The sequence below is a fragment of the Streptomyces sp. S063 genome, from assembly GCF_002832675.1.
In the GTDB taxonomy this organism is placed as follows: domain Bacteria; phylum Actinomycetota; class Actinomycetes; order Streptomycetales; family Streptomycetaceae; genus Streptomyces; species Streptomyces sindenensis.
The window spans coordinates 4,533,836-4,557,071 of sequence record NZ_CP021707.1; the positions used below are offsets into that span (position 1 = coordinate 4,533,836).

Annotated in this window: 22 protein-coding genes, 1 tRNA gene and 1 pseudogene; 15 read left to right on the forward strand and 9 right to left on the reverse strand. The window is 70.7% G+C overall.

Going from position 1 to position 23,236, the window contains the following annotated elements:
• Positions 1 to 28 precede the first annotated feature (28 nt).
• The 3 genes from CCZ36_RS21045 to CCZ36_RS21055 form a co-directional block, all read right to left on the reverse strand.
• Positions 29 to 688: a response regulator transcription factor gene (locus CCZ36_RS21045; protein WP_010060860.1), complete on the reverse strand. Its 660-nt coding sequence runs from the start codon at positions 686 to 688 to the stop codon at positions 29 to 31.
• 523 nt (positions 689 to 1,211) lie between these two features.
• Positions 1,212 to 2,573, reverse strand: a complete 1,362-nt coding sequence (locus tag CCZ36_RS21050) for a sensor histidine kinase (RefSeq protein ID WP_128818346.1) — start codon at positions 2,571 to 2,573, stop codon at positions 1,212 to 1,214.
• A 261-nt stretch (positions 2,574 to 2,834) separates the two neighbouring features.
• Positions 2,835 to 4,004, reverse strand: coding sequence for a sensor histidine kinase (locus CCZ36_RS21055; RefSeq protein ID WP_128818347.1), 1,170 nt, complete (start codon positions 4,002 to 4,004; stop codon positions 2,835 to 2,837).
• A gap of 252 nt (positions 4,005 to 4,256) precedes the next feature.
• Between CCZ36_RS21055 and CCZ36_RS21060 the strand changes: the two genes are divergently transcribed.
• From CCZ36_RS21060 to CCZ36_RS21125, 14 genes and pseudogenes are all read left to right on the forward strand, one after another.
• The gene (locus CCZ36_RS21060) at positions 4,257 to 4,673 is read left to right on the forward strand and encodes an NADH-quinone oxidoreductase subunit A (RefSeq protein WP_199888428.1); all 417 of its coding nucleotides are present in this window, start codon (positions 4,257 to 4,259) and stop codon (positions 4,671 to 4,673) included.
• The gene (locus CCZ36_RS21065) at positions 4,664 to 5,344 is read left to right on the forward strand and encodes an NADH-quinone oxidoreductase subunit B (RefSeq protein WP_069736426.1); all 681 of its coding nucleotides are present in this window, start codon (positions 4,664 to 4,666) and stop codon (positions 5,342 to 5,344) included. The genes CCZ36_RS21060 and CCZ36_RS21065 overlap by 10 nt, the downstream gene beginning before the upstream one ends.
• Positions 5,341 to 6,725: pseudogene (locus tag CCZ36_RS21070) on the forward strand (NADH-quinone oxidoreductase subunit C). Before CCZ36_RS21065 ends, CCZ36_RS21070 begins: the two are co-directional and overlap by 4 nt.
• The gene (locus tag CCZ36_RS21075) at positions 6,722 to 7,690 is read left to right on the forward strand and encodes a complex I subunit 1/NuoH family protein (protein ID WP_069736428.1); all 969 of its coding nucleotides are present in this window, start codon (positions 6,722 to 6,724) and stop codon (positions 7,688 to 7,690) included. Before CCZ36_RS21070 ends, CCZ36_RS21075 begins: the two are co-directional and overlap by 4 nt.
• Positions 7,690 to 8,262 carry a NuoI/complex I 23 kDa subunit family protein gene (locus CCZ36_RS21080; protein WP_069743433.1) on the forward strand — a complete coding sequence of 191 codons (573 nt, stop codon included), beginning with the start codon at positions 7,690 to 7,692 and terminating at the stop codon, positions 8,260 to 8,262. The genes CCZ36_RS21075 and CCZ36_RS21080 overlap by 1 nt, the downstream gene beginning before the upstream one ends.
• On the forward strand, positions 8,262 to 8,942 hold the full coding sequence (locus tag CCZ36_RS21085) for an NADH-quinone oxidoreductase subunit J family protein (RefSeq protein ID WP_128819657.1): 681 nt from the start codon (positions 8,262 to 8,264) through the stop codon (positions 8,940 to 8,942). The genes CCZ36_RS21080 and CCZ36_RS21085 overlap by 1 nt, the downstream gene beginning before the upstream one ends.
• Positions 8,942 to 9,373 carry an NADH-quinone oxidoreductase subunit NuoK gene (gene nuoK / locus CCZ36_RS21090; RefSeq protein WP_069743435.1) on the forward strand — a complete coding sequence of 144 codons (432 nt, stop codon included), beginning with the start codon at positions 8,942 to 8,944 and terminating at the stop codon, positions 9,371 to 9,373. Before CCZ36_RS21085 ends, nuoK begins: the two co-directional genes overlap by 1 nt.
• A complete protein-coding gene (locus CCZ36_RS21095) occupies positions 9,370 to 11,370 on the forward strand; it encodes an NADH-quinone oxidoreductase subunit 5 family protein (protein ID WP_069736432.1) in 2,001 nt (666 codons plus the stop codon). The genes nuoK and CCZ36_RS21095 overlap by 4 nt, the downstream gene beginning before the upstream one ends.
• Positions 11,367 to 13,031, forward strand: a complete 1,665-nt coding sequence (locus tag CCZ36_RS21100) for an NADH-quinone oxidoreductase subunit M (RefSeq protein ID WP_206515760.1) — start codon at positions 11,367 to 11,369, stop codon at positions 13,029 to 13,031. Before CCZ36_RS21095 ends, CCZ36_RS21100 begins: the two co-directional genes overlap by 4 nt.
• Positions 13,028 to 14,659: an NADH-quinone oxidoreductase subunit N gene (locus CCZ36_RS21105; RefSeq protein ID WP_128818348.1), complete on the forward strand. Its 1,632-nt coding sequence runs from the start codon at positions 13,028 to 13,030 to the stop codon at positions 14,657 to 14,659. Before CCZ36_RS21100 ends, CCZ36_RS21105 begins: the two co-directional genes overlap by 4 nt.
• 114 nt (positions 14,660 to 14,773) lie before the next feature.
• Positions 14,774 to 15,232 (forward strand): MscL family protein, encoded by a 459-nt coding sequence (locus CCZ36_RS21110; RefSeq protein ID WP_069736434.1) that lies wholly within the window; start codon positions 14,774 to 14,776, stop codon positions 15,230 to 15,232.
• Between the two features lie 257 nt (positions 15,233 to 15,489).
• Complete coding sequence (htpX, locus tag CCZ36_RS21115; RefSeq protein ID WP_069736435.1) at positions 15,490 to 16,353, forward strand: zinc metalloprotease HtpX; 864 nt, start codon at positions 15,490 to 15,492, stop codon at positions 16,351 to 16,353.
• Positions 16,350 to 16,742 (forward strand): YccF domain-containing protein, encoded by a 393-nt coding sequence (locus CCZ36_RS21120; protein WP_069736436.1) that lies wholly within the window; start codon positions 16,350 to 16,352, stop codon positions 16,740 to 16,742. The genes htpX and CCZ36_RS21120 overlap by 4 nt, the downstream gene beginning before the upstream one ends.
• A gap of 179 nt (positions 16,743 to 16,921) precedes the next feature.
• Positions 16,922 to 17,194: a GlsB/YeaQ/YmgE family stress response membrane protein gene (locus CCZ36_RS21125; RefSeq protein ID WP_006126852.1), complete on the forward strand. Its 273-nt coding sequence runs from the start codon at positions 16,922 to 16,924 to the stop codon at positions 17,192 to 17,194.
• Positions 17,195 to 17,217: 23 nt separating this feature from the next.
• Here CCZ36_RS21125 and CCZ36_RS21130 read toward each other — a convergent pair whose 3' ends face one another.
• From CCZ36_RS21130 to CCZ36_RS21140, 3 genes are all read right to left on the reverse strand, one after another.
• A complete protein-coding gene (locus CCZ36_RS21130) occupies positions 17,218 to 17,877 on the reverse strand; it encodes an alpha-ketoglutarate-dependent dioxygenase AlkB family protein (protein WP_069736507.1) in 660 nt (219 codons plus the stop codon).
• Positions 17,878 to 17,960: 83 nt separating this feature from the next.
• Entirely contained in the window at positions 17,961 to 18,551 is a 591-nt protein-coding gene (locus tag CCZ36_RS21135; protein ID WP_128818349.1) for a methylated-DNA--[protein]-cysteine S-methyltransferase, read from the reverse strand.
• A gap of 209 nt (positions 18,552 to 18,760) precedes the next feature.
• On the reverse strand, positions 18,761 to 19,249 hold the full coding sequence (locus CCZ36_RS21140) for a YajQ family cyclic di-GMP-binding protein (protein ID WP_010056669.1): 489 nt from the start codon (positions 19,247 to 19,249) through the stop codon (positions 18,761 to 18,763).
• Between the two features lie 166 nt (positions 19,250 to 19,415).
• Here CCZ36_RS21140 and CCZ36_RS21145 point away from each other — a divergent pair.
• Positions 19,416 to 19,497: transfer RNA gene (locus tag CCZ36_RS21145), tRNA-Tyr, on the forward strand.
• 134 nt (positions 19,498 to 19,631) lie between these two features.
• Here CCZ36_RS21145 and CCZ36_RS21150 read toward each other — a convergent pair.
• From CCZ36_RS21150 to CCZ36_RS21160, 3 genes are all read right to left on the reverse strand, one after another.
• A complete protein-coding gene (locus CCZ36_RS21150) occupies positions 19,632 to 21,044 on the reverse strand; it encodes a tyrosine-type recombinase/integrase (protein ID WP_128818350.1) in 1,413 nt (470 codons plus the stop codon).
• 66 nt (positions 21,045 to 21,110) lie between these two features.
• Entirely contained in the window at positions 21,111 to 21,299 is a 189-nt protein-coding gene (locus tag CCZ36_RS21155; RefSeq protein WP_010056813.1) for a helix-turn-helix transcriptional regulator, read from the reverse strand.
• Positions 21,300 to 21,748: 449 nt separating this feature from the next.
• Positions 21,749 to 23,233 carry an ATP-binding protein gene (locus CCZ36_RS21160; protein ID WP_128818351.1) on the reverse strand — a complete coding sequence of 495 codons (1,485 nt, stop codon included), beginning with the start codon at positions 23,231 to 23,233 and terminating at the stop codon, positions 21,749 to 21,751.
• Positions 23,234 to 23,236 lie beyond the last annotated feature (3 nt).

Genomic DNA, 23,236 nt, shown 5'->3' on the forward strand with positions numbered 1-23,236 from the left:
AGGGTGCTTAGGGCCTGGGGCTCAGGAATCAGGAATTCAGATAGGTCAGCACGGCGAGGACGCGCCGGTGGTCCCCGTCACTGGGCGAGAGGCCAAGCTTCAGGAAGATGTTGCTGACGTGCTTCTCGACCGCCCCGTCGCTCACCACGAGCTGCCGGGCGATGGCGGAGTTGGTCCGGCCCTCGGCCATCAGACCGAGGACCTCCCGCTCGCGCGGCGTCAGCCCGGCCAGCACGTCCTGCTTGCGGCTGCGGCCCAGCAGCTGCGCCACCACTTCCGGGTCCAGCGCCGTACCGCCCTGCGCCACCCGGACGACCGCGTCCACGAACTCGCGGACCTCGGCCACCCGGTCCTTCAGCAGATATCCCACCCCGCGGCTGCTCCCCGCCAGCAGCTCGGTGGCGTACTGCTCCTCCACGTACTGGGAGAGGACCAGCACCCCGATGCCCGGGTAGTCCTTCCGCAACCGCACCGCCGCGCGCACCCCCTCGTCGGTGTGCGTCGGCGGCATCCGCACGTCGGCGACCACCACATCGGGAAGCGCCTGCTCCGCGTCGAGCTCCGCCACGGTCTTGAGCAGCGCCTCCGCGTCCCCGACCCCCGCGACCACGTCGTGCCCGAGATCGGTGAGCAGCCGGGTGAGCCCCTCCCGGAGCAGTACCGAATCCTCGGCGATGACCACGCGCACCCTGTTCTCCACGTTCTCCACGACTGCGAGTCCCCCACTTTTCGAATATGCCGCGTTCCCCGCGACCCCGCACGCCCCGCGCCCGACCACTGCGCGTCACGCCCCGACCGCTCCAGCATCCCAGGACCCGGACACGGATGGGGGACCTGTGGATAACCCACCGGACCGGGGAGGGGAGGGCAAGGCGACAGGGGAGGGGCGGGCAAGGCGGCCGGGAAGGGGAGGGGGCCGACAAGGCGGCGGGGGGAAAGCGGGAGGCAGGAGCGGGCCCTGGGTGGGGAGAGGTGCCGGCCCGGATGGGAGGTGAGGGAGGGGGGAGGGGCCGGCCCGGATGGGAGGTGGGCGAAAGGGGAGGTGCCGGCCCCGATGGGAGGTGGGGGAGGGGCCGGCCCCGATGAGGAGCGAGGGAGAGCGAGGTCCGTCCTCAGCCCCGCCCGTCAGGCCGGCCGGGGGGGCGAGGTCCGTTCGAGGCGGCCCCGTCCACCTGCTCCGCCGGGCACCCTGCTCGGTCGGTGCGTCCGGGTCAGCCCCGCCAGGGCAGCTCGGCCGTAATCGTCGTCGGGCCGCCGGTCGGGGAGTCGACCACCAGGACCCCGTCCACGGCGTCCAGTCGCTCTGCCAGTCCGGTGAGGCCGCCACCCGCGGCCGACGACGCTCCGCCTCGGCCGTTGTCCGTGACCTGGAGCATCAGCCGGTCCCCCGCCCGCCACACATCGACCGAGGCCCGGGTCGCTCGGGCATGCTTGCTGATGTTCTGGAGCAGTTCCGAGACGGTGAAATACGCGATCCCCTCGATCGCCTGTGCCGGACGCGAGTCCAGGTCCACCTCGACGGCCACGGGCACGGTGCAGCGGGAGGCTATCGCGGAGAGTGCGGCGTCCAGGCCCCGGTCGGTGAGGACGGCGGGGTGGATTCCGCGGGCCAGGTCGCGCAGCTCCTGAAGTGCCACCTTCACCTCGCCATGTGCCTCGTCGACCATGCGGGCCGCGGCCTCGGGGTCGTCGGTGAGCTTCTCCTTCGCCAGCCCCAGATCCATGGCGAGGGCGACCAGGCGGGCCTGGGCGCCGTCGTGCAGGTCGCGTTCGATGCGGCGCAGGTCGGCGGCGGCGGTGTCCACCACCACACCCCGGTCCGACTCCAGCTCGGAGACCCGGGTGGCCAGCCGGGACGGCCCCAGCAGGCCGGTGACCATCAACCGGTCCACCGTCAGCAGACCCCGCACGACCCAGGGCGCCGCCATCACCAGCACCAGACCCACCGCCCCGGTCGCCGCCAGCTCGAGGGGCGAGTTCAGATACTCCGCGTGGGTGCGGTCGCCGTACAGCTGGATGCCGTCCTGCCCGGCGAACGCCGGGAAGAGCCAGAACCACAGCGGGTACGTCAGCCCCGCCAGACCGTACGTCCAGAACGAGATCGCGACGACGAACGTGAACACGGCCCACGGGAAGTGCAGCAGCGTGTACAGCAGGTGACGCCAGGACACCCCGCTCTTGAGTATCGCGCCCATCCAGGACATCGGGCCGCCGGTCTTCCCCCGCACCGGCTCCGGATCCGCTACCTCCACCCGCAGCAGCGCCCGCGCCCGGAGCCGTTCCAGCGATCCGAAGCCCCGGCACACGGCGAGCCCGACGGCGAGGACCGGTATCCCGACGAAGGTGACCATCAGGCCCGCGCTCAACGACGTCATGGTGACCGCGAAGACGAACATCACCGTGCTGAGCGGGAAGCTCAGCAGCGCGTAAAGGAGCTCGCTCCAGGCACGGGCCTCCAGCGGCGCACGCAGCGGCGCGGGGAGAAAGTGCTTCGTCCGGGTCTTCCCTCCGAAGCCGGGGGCGGAACCCTCGTGCTCCCGGTCCCGCGTGTCCGGTCCGTATGCCGTGGCCATGAGTCCCGTCCGTTCCGTCTCTGTCTCAGTCTCTCAGTGGGCTGTGCTCGTGAACTGCGCGCGCGGGCTGTGCTCGCGGGCTGCGCTTGTGGGGTGTGTTTGTGGGGTGTGACCGTGGGTTGTATGCGCGGTGCGCGCCGCCGTGGCGCCGGAGGCGGCCCGTCACCACGGACCGTTCTTCCTCCGTTCTCCCTTCCAGGGTGCTGGCCGGCGGCCTTCCGCACCATGAGGGCTCTCTCCGTATCCGACCGGGGGTTTTCCCTACCTCCGGTCGCGCCAGGGCAGCTCGGCGGTGACGGTCGTCGGCCCGCCTTCGGGCGAGTCCAGGACGAGCACCCCGTCGACCGCGTCGAGCCGCTCGGCAAGCCCCGCCAGCCCCGAGCCGCCGTCCAACCGGGCCCCGCCCCCGCCGTCGTCCGTGACCTGGAGCAACAGCCGGTCCCCCGAACGCCACACGTCGACGGCGGCCGACCGTGCGCCACTGTGCTTGCTGATGTTCTGGAGCAGTTCCGAGACGGTGAAATAGGCGATCCCTTCGATCGCCTCCGCCGGACGCCCCTGAAGCCCCACTGCCACCTTGACCGGGACCGTGCAGCGGGAGGCGATGGCGGAGAGTGCGGCGTCCAGGCCCCGGTCGGTGAGGACGGCGGGGTGGATTCCGCGGGCCAGGTCGCGCAGTTCCTGAAGGGCCACCTTGATCTCCCCGTGGGCCTCGTCGACCATGCGGGCCGCGGCCTCGGGGTCGTCGGTGAGCTTCTCCTTCGCCAGGCCGAGCCCCATGGCGAGGGCGACCAGGCGGGCCTGGGCGCCGTCGTGCAGGTCGCGTTCGATGCGGCGCAGGTCGGCGGCGGCGGTGTCCACCACCACACCCCGGTCCGACTCCAGCTCGGCGATCCGCCGCTCCAACTCGTCCGACGGAGACAGCAGCCCGCGCACCATCGCCCGGTCCACCGCCGTCAGCCCTCGCGCGATGAACGGCAGCACCGGCCACAGGACGAACAGGCTCACCAGCGTCACCCCGAACGTCAGCACCCCCCACGGCAGTCGAATGAAGGCGTACAACAACGCCCGCCAGCCCACCGGGTCCTTCAGTCCCGCCCACAGCCGGACGAAGAACCCCTCGTCCCGGTGGCCGCGCCCCAGCGGACTCGGCTCCTCCACCCGCACGCCGAGCATCCATCGGGCCCGCCGCCGCTCCAGCCCGCCCAGCAGCCGGGCCCCCTGGAGCCCGCCGACCAGCAGCGGCAGACCGATCACGGTGACGGACAGTCCGGCGCCCACGCTGATCACAACAACCGTGTAGACGAACCCGACGACAGCCACCGGCAGATTGGCCAGCAGGTAAGCGATCTCCCGCCAGGTCCATCGGTCGAGGGCGAATCGGGCGGGCGGCAACCGGTCGGGGTCCGGCAGGGAGGGGCTCATGGTCATACCCACAGCCTGCCGGGCCGCACGCACGCACACCATGGGGCTCGTGGGTGGGGGTGAAGTAGGGATAACCCCACCCGATGTCCGACGCGGCTGCTTACGCTCCGTTTAGCAGGCCCTAGACTCCCGTGCGTACAGAACCCGTGTGTACAGAACGGGCACGCGGGACAGACGCGGACGACGAGGGAGCGAGGGGCGGACGTGGCCGACGTTACGGACGTGACCGGCGTGACGGACTCGGCGGGCGCGACCAGGGTGTCCGGGGTGTCCGGCGTTCCGGTGGACGGAACCACCGCACTCGCCTCCGAGTACTTCCAGAGCTATTCGGTCATCGGCCTGCTCGCCCTGGTCGGCGTCCTGTTCGTCGCCGTGGCCTTCGGGGCCGGGCGGCTGCTGCGCCCCATCGTGCCCACCCCGGAGAAGCTGCTCACCTACGAATGCGGCGTCGATCCGGTCGGCGAGGGCTGGGCGCACACCCAGGTGCGCTACTACGTCTACGCGTTCCTGTACGTGATCTTCGCGGTCGACTCCATCTTCCTGTTCCCGTGGGCCACGGTGTTCGCGGCACCGGGATACGGCGCGACGACCCTGGTCGAAATGTTCATCTTCCTCGGCTTCCTGGCCGTGGGACTGCTCTACGCATGGAAGAAGGGCGTCCTCGCATGGGCCTGACGAGCCGGCCGACCCCCGCGTCGCAGCAGCCCGCGTCCCCGCCCCCACCCGCCGCCGACCCGGTCCTGCTTCCCGAGCCCAAGCGCCTCGGCGTGCTCTCCCGGCTCGCCCCGGAGCCGATGAAAGTCGTCCTCAACTGGGGCCGCCGCTACAGCCTCTGGGTCTTCAACTTCGGACTCGCCTGCTGCGCCATCGAGTTCATCGCCGCCTCCATGGCACGCCACGACTTCATCCGGCTCGGCGTGATCCCGTTCGCCCCCGGGCCCCGTCAGGCGGACCTCATGATCGTGTCCGGCACGGTGACGGACAAGATGGCACCCGCCGTGAAGCGGCTGTACGAGCAGATGCCCGAACCGAAATACGTCATCTCCTTCGGCGCCTGCTCCAACTGCGGCGGCCCCTACTGGGACTCGTACTCGGTGACCAAGGGCGTCGACCAGATCATCCCCGTCGATGTGTACGTACCCGGCTGCCCGCCCAGGCCCGAGGCACTGCTCCAGGGGATCCTCAAGCTTCAGGAGAAGATCGCGCGCGAATCCCTCGCCGAGCGGTACGCCTCCGGGGGGGCGGGCGGCGGCCCGTCCACCGAGGCCCTGCGCAGCGGTCTCGTCACCCCGCCGACAGCGGCCCCGACAGCCGCTTCCCGACGCGACGAGGAGGGGCGGCGATGAGCGGGCGCGACCAGCACGCGGAATCCACGGCCGCGGCCGAGGCCTACGACCGGCTGCCGGACGCGGTCGCCGACGTGTTCGGCGACGAGGCCACGGCGGAGTCGGCGTACGACCTGCTGACCGTCGACGTCCCCGCCGCCGACTGGCTCACCGCGCTGCGGACCGCCCGCGACGAACTCGGGTGCACCTACTTCGACTGGCTCAGCGCCGTGGACGAACCGGGCGTCGGCTTCCGTGTCTGCGCCCATGTCGCGGCCCTGGGCACGGGTACGGTGCGGCGGCTGATGGTCCGCACGACCGTGCCGCACGACGCGGCCGTGCTACCCAGCGCCATCGACGTGTACGCGGGCGCGGCCTGGCACGAGCGCGAGACGCACGAGATGTTCGGCGTCGCGTTCGACGGCCACCCCCATCTCGTACCGCTCCTCCTGCCGGAAGGCTTCGAAGGCCATCCGCTGCGCAAGGACTTCGTCCTGGCCGCGCGCGTCGCGAAGGCCTGGCCCGGGGCGAAGGAACCGGGGGAGCCGACGGAGGGCCACACCGGTCCCAAGCGACGCGCGATGCTCCCGCCCGGTGTTCCCGACCCGAACGAATGGGGCCCCCTGAAGGGCCAACTCCCCCGGCCGCCGCACGCCCGGCCCGGGCCACCCGCCCCGCGGCCGACCGCCCGCCCCGCCGCACCCGCACGGCGGGCGAGGGCTCGGCGGCCCAACGTGCCACGACGCCGGGCCCCGGCACGGAAGCCCCCACGGCTGCCGGTGCGGAAGCCCCTACGGCTGCCGGTGCGCAGTCTCCCGCCCCCGCGACACCGGAGGCCCCTGCGGCACCGGAGGCGTCCGCGGCACCGGAGGTGCCCGAGGCAACGGCGGCCCCTGGGGCGCCGGAGACCGCTGCGGCGGCCCGCCCGCGCCGTTCGCGGTCGGCTTCACAGGGCTCCGCCAGCCAGCAGCGGTCCGCCGATGGTCCCGCGGAGACCCCGTCCGCTCCGGCCCGCCGCTCCCGCTCGGCTTCGGAGGGCTCGGCCAGTCAACGCCCGGAGCCGGACGGGCCGGGAACCACCTCCGCCCGGCCCGCACGCCGTTCCCGGTCGGCCTCCGAAGGCTCGGCCGGCCAGCGCTCGGAGGCGGGCGCGCCCGAGGGCCCGCCGTCGCGTCCGCCCCGGGTGCGCAGCACGGACGCCCCGTGGCACGACGCCCAACCGGCCTTCGACGAACCCGCAAACCCGGAGCCCGCAAACCCGGAGCCCGCAGACCCGGAACCCGCAGACCCGGAGCCTGAGCCCCCGGCCGCGCCTGCCCCCGACAGCCAACCCCCCACCTCAGACAGCCGCACCTCAGACAGCCCCGCCCCAGACCACCCCGCCGGAGGCGATCCCGAGTGAACGACGTGTTCGACGTCGCCCTCCGCCTGGCCATCGTCTTCGTCGTGTTCCTGGTCGCCCCCCTCCTCGTGGGCCAGACGGAACACAAGGTCATGGCCCACATGCAGGGCCGCCTGGGCCCCATGTACGCAGGCGGCTTCCACGGCTGGGCCCAGCTCGTCGCGGACGGCGTGAAGTTCGCGCAGAAGGAGGACGTGGTCCCGGCCGCCGCCGACCGCCGCGTCTTCCAGCTCGCCCCCGCCGTCGCCCTCCTCCCGTACCTCCTCGTCCTCGCCGTCATCCCCGTCGGCCCCGGCGACGGCGCGGTCGGCCAGGTCGTCGACGCGGGCATCTTCTTCGTGCTCGCCGTCATGGGCATCGGCGTCCTCGGCTCGCTCATGGCGGGCTGGGCGTCCGCCAACAAGTTCTCGCTGCTCGGCGGCCTCCGTACCGCCGCGCAGCTCCTCTCCTACGAGCTGCCGATGCTGTTGGCCGCCGCCTCCGTGGCCATGGCGGCCGGCACGGTCTCGCTCACCGGCATCCTGGACGCCTTCGCGTGGTGGTGGCTGCCCTGGCAGATCGTCGGCGCCCTGGTCTTCTTCGTGGCCGGCCTCGCCGAACTCCAGCGGCCTCCGTTCGACATGCCGGTGGCCGATTCCGAGATCATCTTCGGCGCGTACACCGAGTACACCGGTCTGCGCTTCGCCCTGTTCCTCCTCGCCGAGTACGCGGGCATCGTCATCCTGTGCGCCCTGACCACCGTCCTCTTCCTCGGCGGCTGGCACGGCCCGTTCGGCGCCGACGGACTCGGCTGGCTCTGGACCCTCCTCAAGACCGCCCTTCTCGCGTTCGTCGTCATCTGGCTGCGCGTCAGCTACCCGCGCCTGCGTGAGGACCAGTTGCAGAAGCTCGCCTGGACCACTCTCGTCCCGCTCGCCCTCGCGCAGATCGCGCTCACCGGCATCGTGAAGGTGGCGATCAACTGATGCCCCCGATCCCCGGATCCGGCCTGGCCAAAGGTCTCGCCGTCACCCTGCGCACGATGACGAAGAAGACCGTCACCGCGCAGTACCCGGACACTCAGCCCGAACTCCCACCCCGCTCCCGCGGCGTCATCGGGCTGTTCGAGGAGAACTGCACGGTCTGCATGCTCTGCGCCCGTGAGTGCCCCGACTGGTGCATCTACATCGACTCCCACAAGGAGACGTCACCCCCCGCCACCCCCGGCGGCCGTGAGCGCAGCCGGAACGTCCTCGACCGCTTCGCCATCGACTTCTCCCTCTGCATGTACTGCGGTATCTGCATCGAGGTGTGCCCCTTCGACGCGCTGTTCTGGTCACCCGAGTTCGAGTACGCGGAGACGGACATCCACGAACTCACCCACGAGCGCGACAAGCTCCGCGAGTGGATGTGGACCGTGCCGGAGCCGCCCGCTCTCGACCCCGCCGCCGAGGAGCCGAAGGAGATCGCCGCAGCCCGCAAGGCCGCGGACAAGCTCGCCGCCCAGCGCGCCAAGGAGCAGCAGGAACAGCAGGACGAGAAGGGGGGAAACCCGTGATGCTGCACACCGCCCCGCCTCTGGTCGCCTCCGCCGCAGGCGACCACCCCGGCTTCCTCTCCCCGTCCGGCGTCGAGATCGCGTTTCTCCTCGTCGGCCTCGCCACCCTCGGCGCCGCCGTCATCACCGTCACCACCAGGCAACTGGTGCACGCCGCACTCTGGCTCGTCGTCGCGCTCGGCGGGCTGGCCGTCGAGTACCTCCTGCTCACCGCCGAGTTCATCGCCTGGGTCCAGGTACTGATCTACGTCGGTTCCATCGTCGTCCTCCTTCTCTTCGGCCTGATGCTCACGCGGGCCCCCATCGGCCGCTCCCCGGACGCCGACTCGGGCAACCGGTGGGTGGCCCTCGGTGTGGCCCTCGCCTCGGCCGCCGCCCTCGTCTGGGTCGTCGTGGACGCCTTCCGTACGACCTGGATCAACCTCGACGGGCCGGCCCAGGGGTCCACGCGAGTCACCGGCGCCTTCCTGTTCCGGAACTGGGTCCTCCCCTTCGAGGCGCTCTCCGTCCTCCTGCTCGCCGCGCTCGTCGGCGCGATCGTCCTCTCCCGCAAACGCGACACGGGAACGGGAACGGGCACGGAGTCGGGCACGGGGGCGGTTACGGACACCACGCCCCGCCCCGGCCCGTCCGGCACGCCGGGCACCACCGCCCGCCCCGGCAAGGGGGAGAAGCGCTGATGCACCTCGCCTATCCCGCCGTGCTCGCCGCCCTCCTCTTCTGCGTCGGCCTCTACGGCGTCCTCGCCCGGCGCAACGCGATCCTGGTCCTGATGTCCGTCGAGCTGATGCTCAACGCCGTCAACCTCAACCTCGTCGCCTTCGACGTCTGGCTCCGCGACACCCTCCACTCCGGACAGGCCCTCACGCTCTTCACCATCGCCATCGCCGCTGCCGAGATCGGCATCGGCCTCGCGATCGTCCTGGCCGTCCACCGCAACCGGGGCACCTCCGACATCGACCGGCTCCGCGACACCGCCGAGACCGACGAGGCCGAAACGCTCCCCGACACGGCGGAGACCGACACGGCGGAGATCAGCGACGCGGAGACGGCTCCCGGCCGGACGGGCGGCACAACAGGAAAGTCCAAGAAGGCAGAGGCCACCACGTGACCACCACGACCCTCGCCGCCCTCGTCCCCCTCCTCCCGTTCCTCGGCGCTCTCGGCGGGCTCGCCGTCGGCCGCACCGCCCCCGGCTTCGTCCGCCCGCTGGCGATCCTCCCGACCCTCACCGCGGCCGTCCTCGCCGTGCTCGTCGCCGTCCGCCAGGGCGGCGGCCGGGCCATCGACGCCGCGACCCAGCTGACGCCCACCGGCTCCGTCCCGATCGACCTGGCCCTGCACCTCGACGGCTTCGCCGTGCTGGTCGCCGTCCTCGTCACCGTCGTCGCCACGTGCGTACAGCTCTACTCCACGGCCTACCTCCGCGACGACGCCCGCTACCCCTCCTACGCGGCCCTCGTCTCCCTCTTCACCTCCGCGATGCTCCTCGTCGTCTACTCCGGCGACCTGATGGTGCTCCTGGTCGGCTGGGAGATCATGGGCATCTGCTCGTACTTCCTCGTCGGCCACTACTGGGAGACGCCCGAGGCCCGGGCCGCCTCCCTCAAGGCCTTCCTGGTCACCAAGCTCGGCGATGTCCCCTTCCTGATCGGCCTGTTCGCGCTCGCCGCCGACACCGGCAGCTTCCGGATCACCAAGATCCTCGCCGCCGTCGCCAACGGCGGGCTGGAGCACCCCACGCTCATCGCCGTGCTGCTCCTCGCGGGCGTCGCCGGCAAGTCGGCGCAGTTCCCCCTGCACACCTGGCTGCCCGACGCCATGGCCGGCCCCACCCCCGTCTCCGCGCTCATCCACGCCGCGACGATGGTCGCCGCCGGCATCTACTTCGTGGCCCGGCTGCTGCCCGTCTTCGCCGCCTCCGGCGCGGCGCTCGTCGTCCTCGCCGTGATGGCCGCCGTCACGATGATCGGGTCCGGGCTCGCCGCCCTCGCCCAGGACGACATCAAACGCGTCCTCGCCTACTCGACGATCGGTCAGCTCGGCTACATGTCGGGCGCCCTCGCCGTCGGCGACCGGGGCGCGGCCGTCTTCCACCTCATCTCGCACGGTGCGTTCAAAGCCGTCCTCTTCCTCGCCGCGGGCGTCGTCATCCACGCCGCGGGCACCAACTCGCTCGCCGCCATGTCCCGGATGAGCGGCCTCGCCCGCCGTATCCCGGACGCCTACTGGACGATGACCGTCGCACTCCTCGCACTGGCCGCCATCCCACCGTTCGCCGGCTTCTTCTCCAAGGAAGCCGTCCTCGTCGCCGCCGAGCACACCGCGCTGGGGGACCGGACCGTCGCCCCGGCCGCCGCGGGCTGGACGATCCTGATCGCCGGGCTCCTCGCCGCCGTCCTGACCGCCTCCTACGCCGTACGCCTCTGGCTCCTCGCCTTCCGCGGCCGCGGGGCCGAAGTCCCCGACCACGGCAAGCAGCCGCTCGCCATGACCTCCGTCCTGTGGATCCTGGCCGTCCCCACCATCGGCTTCGGTCTCACCGCAGGCATGCTCGGCGACTGGTTCGACGGGCACGCCCTCACGCCGTCCCTCACCACCGCCGTCCTCTCCACCGGCGTCACGCTCGTCGGCGGCCTCGTCACCTACGGAGCCTGGCGGCACACCACCGCCCTCGCCGCCCGCACTCCCATCGGGGCCGTGGCCGCCCATCCGGGTGCCGAACCCGCTCTCGTCGAAGCCGAGGCCATGACGTCCCACACCGCCGTCTACGGCACCATCGCGGACGCCCCCGACCCGGCCGACCCCGGCAGGCTCCTCCTGGGCCCGCTGCACCGCCACGCGGTCACCGGCTTCCACCTCGACGCCCTGTACACGGCGCTGTTCGTCCGGCCCGTCCGGGCGGCCGCCCGCCTCGTCCGCTTCCTGGACCGCGAGGTCGTCGACACCTACGTCAACGGAACGGGCGCCGTCACCCGTCTCCTCGGCACCGCCGTCCGCCGGGCCCAGACCGGCAACGTGCAGACCTACGTCAGCGCCCTGCTCGCCGGGTCTCTCGTCCTGGCGATCGCCGCCGTCGTCTTCGCCAACGTCAACGCGGGGTCGTGACCGTGATCGATATCAGCCCGTCCGTGATGCAGTTCCTTCTGGCGTTCATCGTCGTCGCCCCGCTCCTCGGCGCCCTCGCGGCCCTGCTTCCCGCCCCGCCCGGGCTCAGGGGGAAGAACCCCGACCAGGCAGTGCTCCGCCACGGCGTGACCGTCACCGGCGCCGTCCTCGTCGCCGCGATCGTCCTGGCCGTCGGCTTCGACCACGACCACCCCGCCACGATGCAGGCGACCACCGACATCAGCTGGATCCCGGCGCTCGACGTCCGCATCCACCTCGGCATCGACGGCATCTCGCTCCCCCTCCTGGTCCTGACCGCGCTGCTGACCTTCCTCTGCGCGCTGTACAGCTACTTCAAGCTGCCCGCGGGCCCCTCACCGAAGGCGTTCGTCGCCCTCGTCCTCGTCCTGGAGTCCGGCACCCTCGCCACCTTCGCCGTCCTCGACCTGCTGCTCTTCTTCCTCGCCTTCGAGATGGTCCTCATCCCGATGTACTTCCTCATCGCTCGCTGGGGCGGCGACCAACGGCAGGCGGCCGCCTGGAAGTTCATCCTCTACACGCTGCTCGGCTCGGTCGTCATGCTGCTCGGCCTCCTCCTCATCGGGCTGAAGAGCGGTACCTTCGACATGGTGGCACTCGCCACTGACAACGGCCGCGGCCTCACCACATCCGTGCAGGTCATCGCCGTACTCGCGATCGGTCTCGGGCTCGCCGTGAAGACCCCGATGTGGCCCCTGCACAGCTGGCTGCCCGACGCCCACACCGCCGCCCCGACCGTCGGATCCGTCCTCCTCGCGGGCGTCCTGCTGAAGATGGGAACGTACGGGTTCGTCCGGATCCTGCTCCCCGTCGCCCCGGACGGCATGCGTACCTTCGCGCCCTACCTCGCCGCGTTCGCCGTCGTCGGCATCGTCTACGGATCCCTCGCCTGCCTGGCCCTGGCCCGTACCGGCGCCAAGGGCGACCTCAAGCGGCTCATCGCGTACTCGTCCGTCGGCCACATGGGCTTCGTCCTGCTCGGCATCGCCACCATGACCCCCACCGGAGTCAACGGCGCGCTCTTCGCCAACATCGCCCACGGCCTCATCACCGGCCTGCTGTTCTTCCTGGTCGGCGCCGTCAAGGACCGCTACGGCACCGCCGACCTCGACACTCTCGCCGGAGCGACCGGAGCCGCCCTCTACGGCCGGGCCCCCCGCCTCGGCGCACTGCTCGCCTTCGCCGCCATCGCCTCGCTCGGCCTGCCCGGACTCGCCGGATTCTGGGGCGAGATGCTCACCCTGTTCGGCGCGTACAGCCCCGCCGAAGGCCTCAGCCGCCCCGCGTTCCGCACCTTCATGGCCATCGGGGCGTTCGGCACCCTGCTCACCGCCGCGTACATGCTCATCGTCGTCCGCCGCGTCTGCATGGGCGAGCACGCGCCCCACTCCCGGCTGTCGCCTGACGACCGGGCCCCGCAGCCGCCCGCCGGCCCGGAGCCGTCCGGAACCGCCGGCCCCCGAACGGCGACCACTACGCAGCTCGCCGACATCCACCCGTACGAAGCCGCCGCCTGGACCCCGCTCGCCGCGCTCACCGTCCTCGCCGGCCTCTGGCCCGCCGTCCTCCTCGGCCTCACCGACCCCGCCGTGCAGCAGCTTCTCGCAGGAGGCAAGTCGTGACCGCGGACCTCAGCACCACCGCCGCAAGCCTCGTCGCGCAGGCCCCGGAGACGGCGGCCCCCGGCGTCGGCACCCCCGCCGGAAGCCTCCTCGCGGCCGACGTCCCCAGCGTCGTCCAGTCCGTCGACTGGCTCGCCATCGCACCCCCCACCCTCACCGCGCTCGCCGCCCTGATCGTCCTCGTGGCCGACCTGTTCCTGCCGGCCCACCGCAAACGGCTCCTCGGATACGCCACCCTCACCGCGCTCGCCGCCGCCCTGGCGTTCCTGATCCCCCTGCGTTCCGGTGACCGGTCCACCTTCTGCGTCACCACCGGCGCCCAGGCGTGCAGTTACACCGCCGACCACTTCACCGTCGTCATCCAGGCCCTCGTCCTCGGCGGCGCGTTCCTCACCGTCCTGCTCTCGCTCGACGACACCCGCAAGCTGCCTGCCGGGGAGTACTGGTTCCTGCTCCTGTCCTCCGCCTCGGGAGCGGCCCTGCTGCCCGCCTCCCGAGATCTCGCCACCCTCGTCGTCGCCCTCGAAGTCGCCTCGCTGCCCGCTTTCGCGCTCGTCGGCATCAAGCGCGGAGACCGGCGCTCCTCCGAGGCCGCGCTGAAGTTCTTCCTCTCGTCCGTCGTCGCCACCGCCGTCATGCTGCTCGGCGTCAGCTTCGTGTACGCGACCACCGGCACCCTGCACCTCACCGAGATCGCCGCCCGTCTCGACGACGTGACCCCCGTCCTCGACACCCTCGCCAAGACCGGGGTGGCCCTCACGCTCGTCGGCTTCGCCTTCAAGACGGCCGCCGCGCCCTTCCACTTCTGGGTCCCCGACACCTACGTCGGCGCGCCCCTCCCGATCGCCGCCTATCTCTCCGTGGTGGGGAAGGCCGTAGGGTTTTCGGGCCTCATTCTGGTGACCGTCATCGCGTTCCCCTCCTACGCGGACGTCTGGGGGCCCGCTCTCGCCGTCCTGGCCGCGCTCACCATGACCGTCGGCAACATCGCGGCCCTCCGCCAGAACGCCACCCGCGCCCGCAGTGCCGTCCGCCTCCTCGCCTGGTCCTCCGTCGCCCAGGCCGGCTACCTCCTGGTCCCGATCGCCGCCGCCGCGTACTCCAGCGACGAACAGATCGGCTCCACCGTGGCGTACGCCCTCATGTACGCCGTGGTGAACCTCGGCGCGTTCGCGGTCGCCGCCCTCGTCGCCCGTACGCACCCCGGCAACCGGCTCTCCGACTACCGGGGCCTGTACGCCACCCGGCCCCTCGCGGCCCTGGCCCTCGGGTTCTTCCTGCTCTGCCTGGCCGGACTGCCGCCCGGCATCATCGGGCTCTTCGCGAAGGTCACCGTCTTCTCGGCGGCGGTCGACGCGGGTCTCGGCTGGCTCGCCGTCGTCATGGCCGTCAACGTCGTGATCGCCCTGTACTACTACCTTCAGTGGACCGCGATCCTCTTCCGCGGGCCGGACGGGGCCCCGGAAAAGACCGGGCCGGACACCGCGTCCCCCGCCCCCGCCGCAGCCCGCCGATTCCGCGCGCCCACCCCGCTCACCACGGCGATCGTCCTCACATCCACTGCCGGAATCCTGCTTTCCGGGGCCCCGCAGACCGTCCTGCGCTTCGCCGCCGTCAGCCTCTTCTGAAGGCTCCCGACCCCGCAGGACCGGTTTGCCCACGGTGTCCGCCGCAGGGCATGGTCTTGGCTGCATACGTCACGTATTCGGCGTGGACACGCCGGGGAAAACGAGGAGAGAGCAGTGCTGAACGGGTTCAAGGACTTCATCCTGCGCGGGAACGTCATCTCGATGGCGATCGGTCTGGCCGTCGGCGCCGCCTTCACCGCCGTCGTCACCGGGTTCAGCAATGCCTTCATCACTCCGCTGATCGGCCTCGCCACCCGCGGCACCGGTGACTTCAGCAAGGCCCACTACACGGTCGACGGAGTCGACTTCCCCTACGGCCTCTTCGTCAGCGCCGCCATCGCCTTCCTGATCACCGCCGCGGTCCTCTACTTCTGCGTCGTGGTCCCCATGGCCAAGGTGCAGGACCGCTTCGCGAAGCAGGAGGCCGTGGACATCAAGGCAGCCCTCCGCGACTGCCCGCGCTGCTTCAGCGCGATTCCCGCCGTCGCCTCCCGCTGCGGCCACTGCACCAGCGAGGTCGAGCCCGACCCCGAGGCCCTCTCCCTCGCCAAGCTCCCCGCACAGCAGCACTGACCCATCACGGCAGTACCGCCCCCCACCGGGGCCCCGCACCATCAGGACGGCCCGCCCCACCCGTACGGCCCAGCGTCACTCCGTACGGGGCCGGGGGCCCGACCGGCGCGAACACGCGGCACAGCCCCGCCCTCCGGCCGCACGCACAAGGGAACTAGCTCCTCTCGCCTGGCGTTGACCAGTACAGGAGGCTCCACTGGGGAGTGGAGCACCACCATGCAAAGGGTTCCCCTGCTGCACCACTTGGAGGGCGTACCGTGCACCGCCGGCACAACGGGCTCAAGACCGCCGTACTCCTCGGGGGACTGTCCGCACTCATCATCGTCATCGGCAGCTTCTTCGGACGTACGGGACTGATCGTCGCGCTCCTGGTAGCCGTCGGCACCAACGCGTACGCGTACTGGAACAGCGACAAGCTGGCCCTGCGGGCCATGCGCGCCCGCCCCGTCAGCGAATTCGAGGCGCCGCAGCTCTACCGCATCGTGCGGGAGCTCTCCACGGCCGCCCGTCAGCCCATGCCGCGTCTCTACATCTCCCCGACCCAGGCGCCCAACGCCTTCGCCACCGGGCGCAACCCGCGCAACGCCGCCGTCTGCTGCACCGAGGGCATCCTCCAGATCCTCGACGAACGCGAACTGCGCGGTGTCCTCGGCCATGAGCTCAGCCACGTCTACAACCGGGACATCCTCATCTCATCGGTCGCCGGAGCCCTCGCCTCCGTTGTGATGTTCCTGGTCAACTTCGCCTGGCTCATCCCGGTGGGCCGCTCCAACGACGACGAGGGGCCCGGCCTCCTCGGCATGCTCCTGATCATGATCCTGGGGCCGCTCGCCGCCTCCGTCATCCAGCTCGCCGTGAGCCGCTCCCGGGAGTACGAGGCCGATGCCTCCGGAGCCCAGCTCACCGGGGACCCGCTGGCGCTCGCCAGCGCCCTGCGCAAGCTCGACGCCGGAACGAAACAGCTCCCGCTGCCGCCCGAGCCCAGGATCGAGACGGCGAGTCACATGATGATCGCGAACCCCTTCCGGCCCGGTCAGGGGATGGCGAAAATGTTCTCGACGCACCCGCCGATGGCGGAGCGCATCGTCCGACTCGAACAGATGGCAGGTCATCGCCCGTGAAAACCATCCTGAACATCATCTGGCTGATCCTCTGCGGATTCTGGATGTTCCTCGGCTACCTGCTCGCGGGCGTCCTGCTCTGCATCACCATCATCGGCATCCCCTTCGGCGTGGCCGCCTTCCGGATCGGCGTCTACGCGCTCTGGCCGTTCGGCCACACCGTCGTCGACCGCCGGGACGCCGGCTCCCCCTCCTGCGTGGGCAACGTCCTCTGGCTGGTCCTCGCCGGCTGGTGGCTCGCCCTCGGCCACATCACCACCGGCATCGCGCTGTGCATCACCATCATCGGGATCCCCCTGGGCATCGCCAACTTCAAGCTGATCCCGGTCTCCCTCATGCCCTTCGGCAAGGAGATCGTCCCCACGGACCAGCCCTTCGCCACCCGCTAGGTGTATTGATCACGAGCGTTGTTAACGCTCGGGGGGCTTGATCACGGCGAAGGCCCCCGTGTGTGGTGGAGGTGTCGAATCTTCACCGCACGGAGGCCTTCCGGCGAAACCTCCGAGCAACCGAACACCTGCCCGGCGCGTCCTGGATTCCAAGACGACACAAGGGGTAGGTCAGCGACATGGGCATCATCAGTTGGATCATTCTCGGCCTGCTCGCCGGACTCATAGCCAAGATCCTTCTCCCGGGACGCGACCCGGGCGGCATCATCGGCACCACCCTCATCGGCATCGCCGGGGCCTTCGTCGGCGGCTGGCTCTCCAGCCAGTTCCTCGACCGCCCCATCAGCAACGACTTCTACGACACCGCGACCTGGATCGCCGCCATCGCCGGCTCCCTGGTCCTGCTGATCGCCTACCGGCTGCTGTTCGGCCACTCCCGCGACCGCCGCTGACCCCCGGCGCCCGGGCCGCTCTCCTACGCGTCCCCCGACGCCATCCCGGTCTCCCGCAACGTCAGGTTCAACCGGCCGGCCCGCAGCCCCGCTGCCGGGTCGGCCGTTCCCGCGTACACCTTCGGCACCCCGTGATACGCGAACCGCGACGGCCCGCCGAAGACGAACAGATCCCCGGACGTCAACTCCACATCCGTGTACGGACGTCCGCGTCCCTCCGTGTTCCCGAAGCGGAACACACACCTCGCGCCGATGCTCAACGACACCACAGGAGCGCCCGAGCGCTCCTCCTTGTCCTGATGCATCCCCATCCGCGCGGTGTCGTCGTAGAAATTGATCAGCGCGGTGTCCGGTGTGAACGCCCGGGCCGCGTCCTCGTCCCCGTACGCCTCCGCCACCGCCGACCGCCCCAGGTCGCCCAGCCAGTCCGGGAACGCGGCCACCCGGGCTCCGTTCACGTCGTCAGCCGTACGCGCGTACCGGTACGGCTGCCAGTGCCACCCCAGGCACACCGTCCGCACCGACATCACCCCGCCGCTCGGCAGCACCGTGTGCCGGAACGGGACCGGCCCCCGAGCCCATTGACGGCACGCCACCACCAATTCCGCCCGCTGCTCCACCGAAAGCCACTCCGGCACATGAACGGCCCCCGGCGCCACGACCGTACGCGGCCGCCGGAACAGACCGTCGGAGGAAGAACCGCCCGAGGAAGGGCCGTCCGGGGACGGCGGAGGAACGGGTGGCCGGGGAACAGGCGGCGGGGGCGTCACGGCTCCGACCGCCCCGCCCCGCCTTCGAGCCCCAGCAGCAGCTTCTTCCGCTCCAGCCCGCCCGCGTATCCCCGCAGGGCCCCGTCCGCCCCGATCACCCGGTGGCACGGCCGCACGACCAGCAGCGGATTGCGCCCGATCGCCGTGCCCACCGCCCGCACCCCCGCGCCCGAGGCGCCGACCTGGGCCGCGACCTCCCCGTACGACACCGTGCTCCCGTACGGGATCGACTCCAGCACCGCCCAGACCCGCCGCTGGAACTCCGTTCCCAGGCCCTCGGCCACCGGCACGTCGAACCGCGTCGAACGCCCCGCGAAGTACGCCTCCAGTTGCCGGGCGACCTCTGTGAACGCCGCGGGGGCGTTCCGCCAGCCGTCCTGGACGACCGCGCCACCCTTCTGGCCGGGCACGGACAACGAACGCAGCCGGACGCCCCCGCCGACTCGGGCTGCTCCGCCGGCCCCGCCGACTCCAACTGCTCCGCCGGCCCCGCCCGTATCCGGTCCGTCCGCCACCGCCGTCTCCTCGCCGACCAGCAGCAACTCGCCCAACGGGCTCTCCACCCGCGCGTACACCGTCGTCGTCATGCCTTCTCACTTCCCCGGTCCGTACGGCCAGTCTGCGCCCGTCCGCCCACCACCACCGGCGGTATTCGGACATCGCGTCCGCACGCCCGGCACGGGCCGAACGGGCCGCACGCCCCGCACGACCGCACGGGCCGGAAACGCGGAGAGGCACGCCGTCGAGGTCGGCCTCGGCGGTGTGCCCCGTCGCGTGCGGCAGTCGGCTGCCGTGACTACCGGTAGTTCACGAACTGGATCGCGAACTCGAAGTCCTTGCCCTTCAGCAGCGCCTGAACGGCCTGGAGGTCGTCCCGGCTCTTCGAGCTGACGCGCAGCTCGTCACCCTGGACCTGCGCCTTGACGCCCTTCGGGCCCTCGTCGCGGATCGTCTTCGCCACCTTCTTGGCGTTCTCCTGGGAGATGCCTTCCTCGATCGTGGCGAAGATCTTGTACTCCTTGCCGGAGAGCTGCGGCTCACCGGCGTCCAGCGACTTCAGCGAGATACCGCGCTTGATCAGCTTGGACTGGAAGATGTCGAGGATGGCCTTGACACGCTCCTCGCCGTTCGCCTCCATCAGGATCTTCTCGCCCGACCACGAGATCGAGGCGCCCGTGCCCTTGAAGTCGTAACGCTGGGAGATCTCCTTGGCGGCCTGGTTGAGGGCGTTGTCGACCTCCTGCCGCTCGACCTTCGAGACGATGTCGAAACTGGAGTCGGCCATGACGTGTGGCTCCTTGCGTCGAATGTGCGTGGGGATACAGGCCAAAGCCTAGCCACCGCCGCACCCTCCGGGCGCTGATCAATGAGGTGGCGGAGCACCCCTGGTCATCGGGTATTGTTTACGTCGTCGCCAAGGAGCTCACCACGAGATCCAACGCGTCGTTCGAGGCGGTGTGCCCGAGTGGCCAAAGGGAGCAGACTGTAAATCTGCCGGCTCAGCCTACCCAGGTTCGAACCCTGGCGCCGCCACGCGAACGAAGCCCCCTCCTGAACTGCGGAAACGCAGTCTGGGAGGGGGCTTTTTCGTGTTCGATCCTGCGGCGTCGAGCGAGGTCGAAATGTGCGAGTTGTCTCACCCTGTGCCGGGTGTAGACCAACCCTGATCAGCGCGTGTCCCCCAGGCGTCCCCCGGGGGACGGGGTCTCTCCGTCCCATGCGCGCAGGCCAGCCTCGATCTTCTGATTCGCTCGCTCCTGCGACCGCGCGAGGACCTTGGCATAGACGCGCAGAAGCACCGCGACTGAGTGGCCGGCCCGGCGCGCGACCTCCATCGGATCGACCCCGAGGAAAACCAGGAACGAGACCCCGGCAGCCCTCCAGTCGTACGCACGTCGAGCCAGAGGCGACTCGAACTCGTGCGGAGTCAGGGCTTCCGCGCGAGCGGCGGCCAGGACCTCGCCGTATCCCGTGTCTTGAATCACACCTCCTCGGCTGGTCCGGAACAGGCGGCCGTCGGGCGCGGTGCCGAAGCGCTCGATGTGCGACCTGAGCATGGCCACGAAGATGGGGGGAATCGGCACCACCCGGGAGTCCCGTTCGGCACGCGCTTTGAGGTGGCGGGCTTGGTGGGCCCGATCGTCATCGGTCCAGGCGTGGCCTGCGTGGACAATGCCGCCACGGAGGGTGATGTCGCCCCACCCCTCCTCGGGCAGGTAGCACTGCGCCTCGGTGAGCCCCGTCGCCTCTGCGGGGCGCATAAGTGCGTAGTAGAGGCACCCGAAGAAGGCTTCGAGGCGAGCGCCCCGCTCGCCCTGCTTCCGAACGGCAGCCAGGAGCTCCCGGATCTGCCGGGGATTGGCGACGCTCGCCGGATCGACTTCTTCAACGGACTTCGGAGCCGTCCACTTCACAGTGGACAGCGGGTTGACGGGGACACTGAAATGCCGCCGCTCGACTGCGAGCCCCAGAACGTCACTCAGGCAGGCTCGCTTCCGGCGTGCGGTGCTCCCGGCTGCGGGGGAGCCGTTCTGGAGCGTCGATAGTGCGTCGAGCGCTAGGCGGAGCGTGGCGGGGTCTTCGAGCGCGGCGATAGGCAGGGAGTTCTTCTCCACCCAGCGCAGCACGCTAGCAACCTCGGCAGGCGGCTCCTGGCCCCAGCGGCTCTTGTTGTACGCCCACCCGTACAGAGCGGCACGGACGGCACCGGGCGACGGGCGACCGGCGACGCTCTTCATGAGCGCTGGCGTGATCGTGGCGAGAGAATCGGCGTCATTGCGGCGAGACTTGGCGGGGAGACGATCCCACCTGCGGTCCACGTACGCTCGCGTGTGCTCGTACCAGGTCACGCGGCTGCCCTGAATGCGTAGCTCGGCGGTCGGGAGACCGGTCTCCACGTCGAACTGGTCACCCCTGCGGAGAGCGGACATCAGTTCCGACCGTCGACCGTCGGCTTGAGCTTTGACGGTGTAGCTCTTCGAATGCTTCTGGGGTCCGACGATCCAGCGGACTCGGTAGGGCTTCGGGCGGTCGCGTCGTGTCTCGATGCTGTAGATGCGGACGTCATAGGTGAGGGGCATGGCGCTCCGGGCTCGGAAGGGGAGGGCCGCCTCCGACGGAGGCGGCCCTCGAATCGGTAGTTGTGGTTAGGCGGCGCGCTCTTCGCAGGTCCCCCACCAGGCGTCCAGGTCCGCGCGGCTGACGCGGACGTGTCCGTTCGGCAGCTTCTGAAGACGGGGTGCCTGGCCTCGGGCGCGCATGCGGTAGAAGGCGGCGCGGCTGATGTCGATCTCTTCGAGGACTTCGCGGAGCTTGAGCATCTTGGGGCGGGCCACGGTGCGACTCCTTCGGGGGCTTGGTGGGTTGCGAGCGCGTGGTTGTCCGAGGTGTGGATTTCTGCGTCACCGCGTCACCTGCGTCATTTGAGGCTGTGAGCTGGGGTTTTGGGTGACGCAGCCGGTCCGGTGTGCGTCACCCGTGCGTCACCGGATGACGTAGGAGATGACGCGGGTGACGCAGGGGTGACGCAGGATTCGGCGTCTGCGTCACCCCTTCCGGTGCAGGTCAGGGGCCGTTTCCCGTCCCTGGTGACGCAGGTGACGCAGACCTTCCCTACTTAGGAAAGGAGAGGGGGTGTCTGTAGTAGTCGCGGTGGTCCTTCAGACGAAGTGAGGGGCCCTTCGGGCGCGCCTCTGGGGCGGCCTTCCGCCGAACAGCAAGAGGAGCACCCGCCGGCGTGGCGCGGGGTGCTCCTCTTGCTTGTCACCCGGGGTGGCCGGTGGGGTCAGAACGCTGCCGACTGTTCCGGGGGCTGCGGGGGCGGGGGTGCGGCCGGGCGGGTCATTTCGAGGTAGCGGCCTGCTTTGGTGCGACCGGTGTCGATGAGGACGCCCCGGGCGGCGAGGGTGGGTTGAAGGCGCTTGAGTCGGTCGGAGAGCACCTTGCCGGTGGTCGGCCACCCTTTCGGCAGAGGGCGTAGCTCCTCGCCGCTGTAGAGGTGGCTCAGGGCGTGCAGCCACTCCGTGGACGTCATGCGCTGCTCGCCCCCGGGGTCGAGGGTCTCGGCGTGCTGGAGGACGGTCTGCGCGAGCAGGTCGCCTTCGATGACGTCGTCGTTCAGGTCGTCCAGGCTCGCCCGGTACGCGGGGAGAGCTCCCAGCCCGGTGGCGACGTCGAGTTGGGCGCAGAGGTGGGCGAAGTCCGCCATCCGCAGATCGGTCGGTGTCTCCGCTTCGGCGGCCCGGACCTTGACCGTGAGGTCGAGGAGCGACCCGAGGACCACGGGCAGAACCTCTTCGTACTCCGCCCACAGCTCCGCCTCGGTCCGCCGGACCGTGGGCCGCTCCAACCGCAACGGCAGCAGCCGTTCCGCGAGGTCCGGCCGGATGACTCCCACGTCGATCCCGGTCAGGAGGAGCGGTCGGCGGTAGCGGGCCCGGTGCACGTCCCCGTCCGTGAACAGCGCCCGCTTCACGCTCTCGGCTCCTGTGACGATGCAGCACATGGCGTCGGACAGGTCCGGCGTCATGTGGGAGAGGTTGTCCAGGGCGGTGACCCATCCGGCGGCGACGGCCGCGATCAGGTTCTCCTCGTCCTTCGGGGCCCGGCGCAGGTCCCCGCTCATGCCCTCCACGATCCGCACCAGCATCCGGCCCCCGGTCGACTTCCCCGCACCCTGCGGACCGGTGAGGAACGGGGCCGGGACGGGCACACCCGGCCCCAGGCACCCGATCAGCCAGGCGATGGCCAGGCATTCGGTTTCGGCGTTGGCGAAGTTGCACAGCCGCATCAGCAGGTCGATGCCCTTGCCCTCGGTGTCCTTGGCCGGCAGGGGCAGTTCCCCGGTGAGCTGGGTGCGCCGCCAGCACACCTCGCGCGGGTCGGGAACGGTGATCTCCCACCCGGTGGGGTGGATACGGACCGACTGCCCGTCTGCCCGCCCGAGATCCAGCCAGGTGGCTCCGTTGAAGCCGGGGGCGACGCGGATGTGCACGGCCTGGGTGGTCTCGGTCATCGCCAACGCCTCGATCAAATCCAACGCCTCCTTCAAAGCCGTGCCGTTGAAGACGCCGACACCGTCCTTGAACATGCCGACCATGAGTTCCTGCCGGTGGCTGCCCGTCGTGCCCTGCGATCGGATCGGCCGGGCGACCGGGTGGCCGTTCTTCTGGGCGTAGACGGTGCCGTCGGCGGTTCGGAAGTACCGGAAGTGGGACTGCGCGTAGTCGCTGATGACCTCACGCGCCGGGTTCTTCTCGTCCTCGGACATGAC

What these genes read in the sequence shown, in the direction of transcription:
- CCZ36_RS21050 (WP_128818346.1), bottom strand. Translation starts at nt 2,573, where the DNA reads ATGGCCACGGCATACGGACCGGACACGCGGGACCGGGAGCACGAGGGT.
- CCZ36_RS21055 (WP_128818347.1), bottom strand. Translation starts at nt 4,004, where the DNA reads ATGACCATGAGCCCCTCCCTGCCGGACCCCGACCGGTTGCCGCCCGCC.
- CCZ36_RS21160 (WP_128818351.1), bottom strand. Translation starts at nt 23,233, where the DNA reads ATGTCCGAGGACGAGAAGAACCCGGCGCGTGAGGTCATCAGCGACTAC.
- CCZ36_RS21140 (WP_010056669.1), bottom strand. Translation starts at nt 19,249, where the DNA reads ATGGCCGACTCCAGTTTCGACATCGTCTCGAAGGTCGAGCGGCAGGAG.
- CCZ36_RS21085 (WP_128819657.1), top strand. Translation starts at nt 8,262, where the DNA reads ATGCTGCACACCGCCCCGCCTCTGGTCGCCTCCGCCGCAGGCGACCAC.
- CCZ36_RS21150 (WP_128818350.1), bottom strand. Translation starts at nt 21,044, where the DNA reads ATGCCCCTCACCTATGACGTCCGCATCTACAGCATCGAGACACGACGC.
- nuoK (WP_069743435.1), top strand. Translation starts at nt 8,942, where the DNA reads ATGCACCTCGCCTATCCCGCCGTGCTCGCCGCCCTCCTCTTCTGCGTC.
- CCZ36_RS21065 (WP_069736426.1), top strand. Translation starts at nt 4,664, where the DNA reads ATGGGCCTGACGAGCCGGCCGACCCCCGCGTCGCAGCAGCCCGCGTCC.
- CCZ36_RS21135 (WP_128818349.1), bottom strand. Translation starts at nt 18,551, where the DNA reads ATGACGACGACGGTGTACGCGCGGGTGGAGAGCCCGTTGGGCGAGTTG.
- CCZ36_RS21125 (WP_006126852.1), top strand. Translation starts at nt 16,922, where the DNA reads ATGGGCATCATCAGTTGGATCATTCTCGGCCTGCTCGCCGGACTCATA.
- CCZ36_RS21080 (WP_069743433.1), top strand. Translation starts at nt 7,690, where the DNA reads ATGCCCCCGATCCCCGGATCCGGCCTGGCCAAAGGTCTCGCCGTCACC.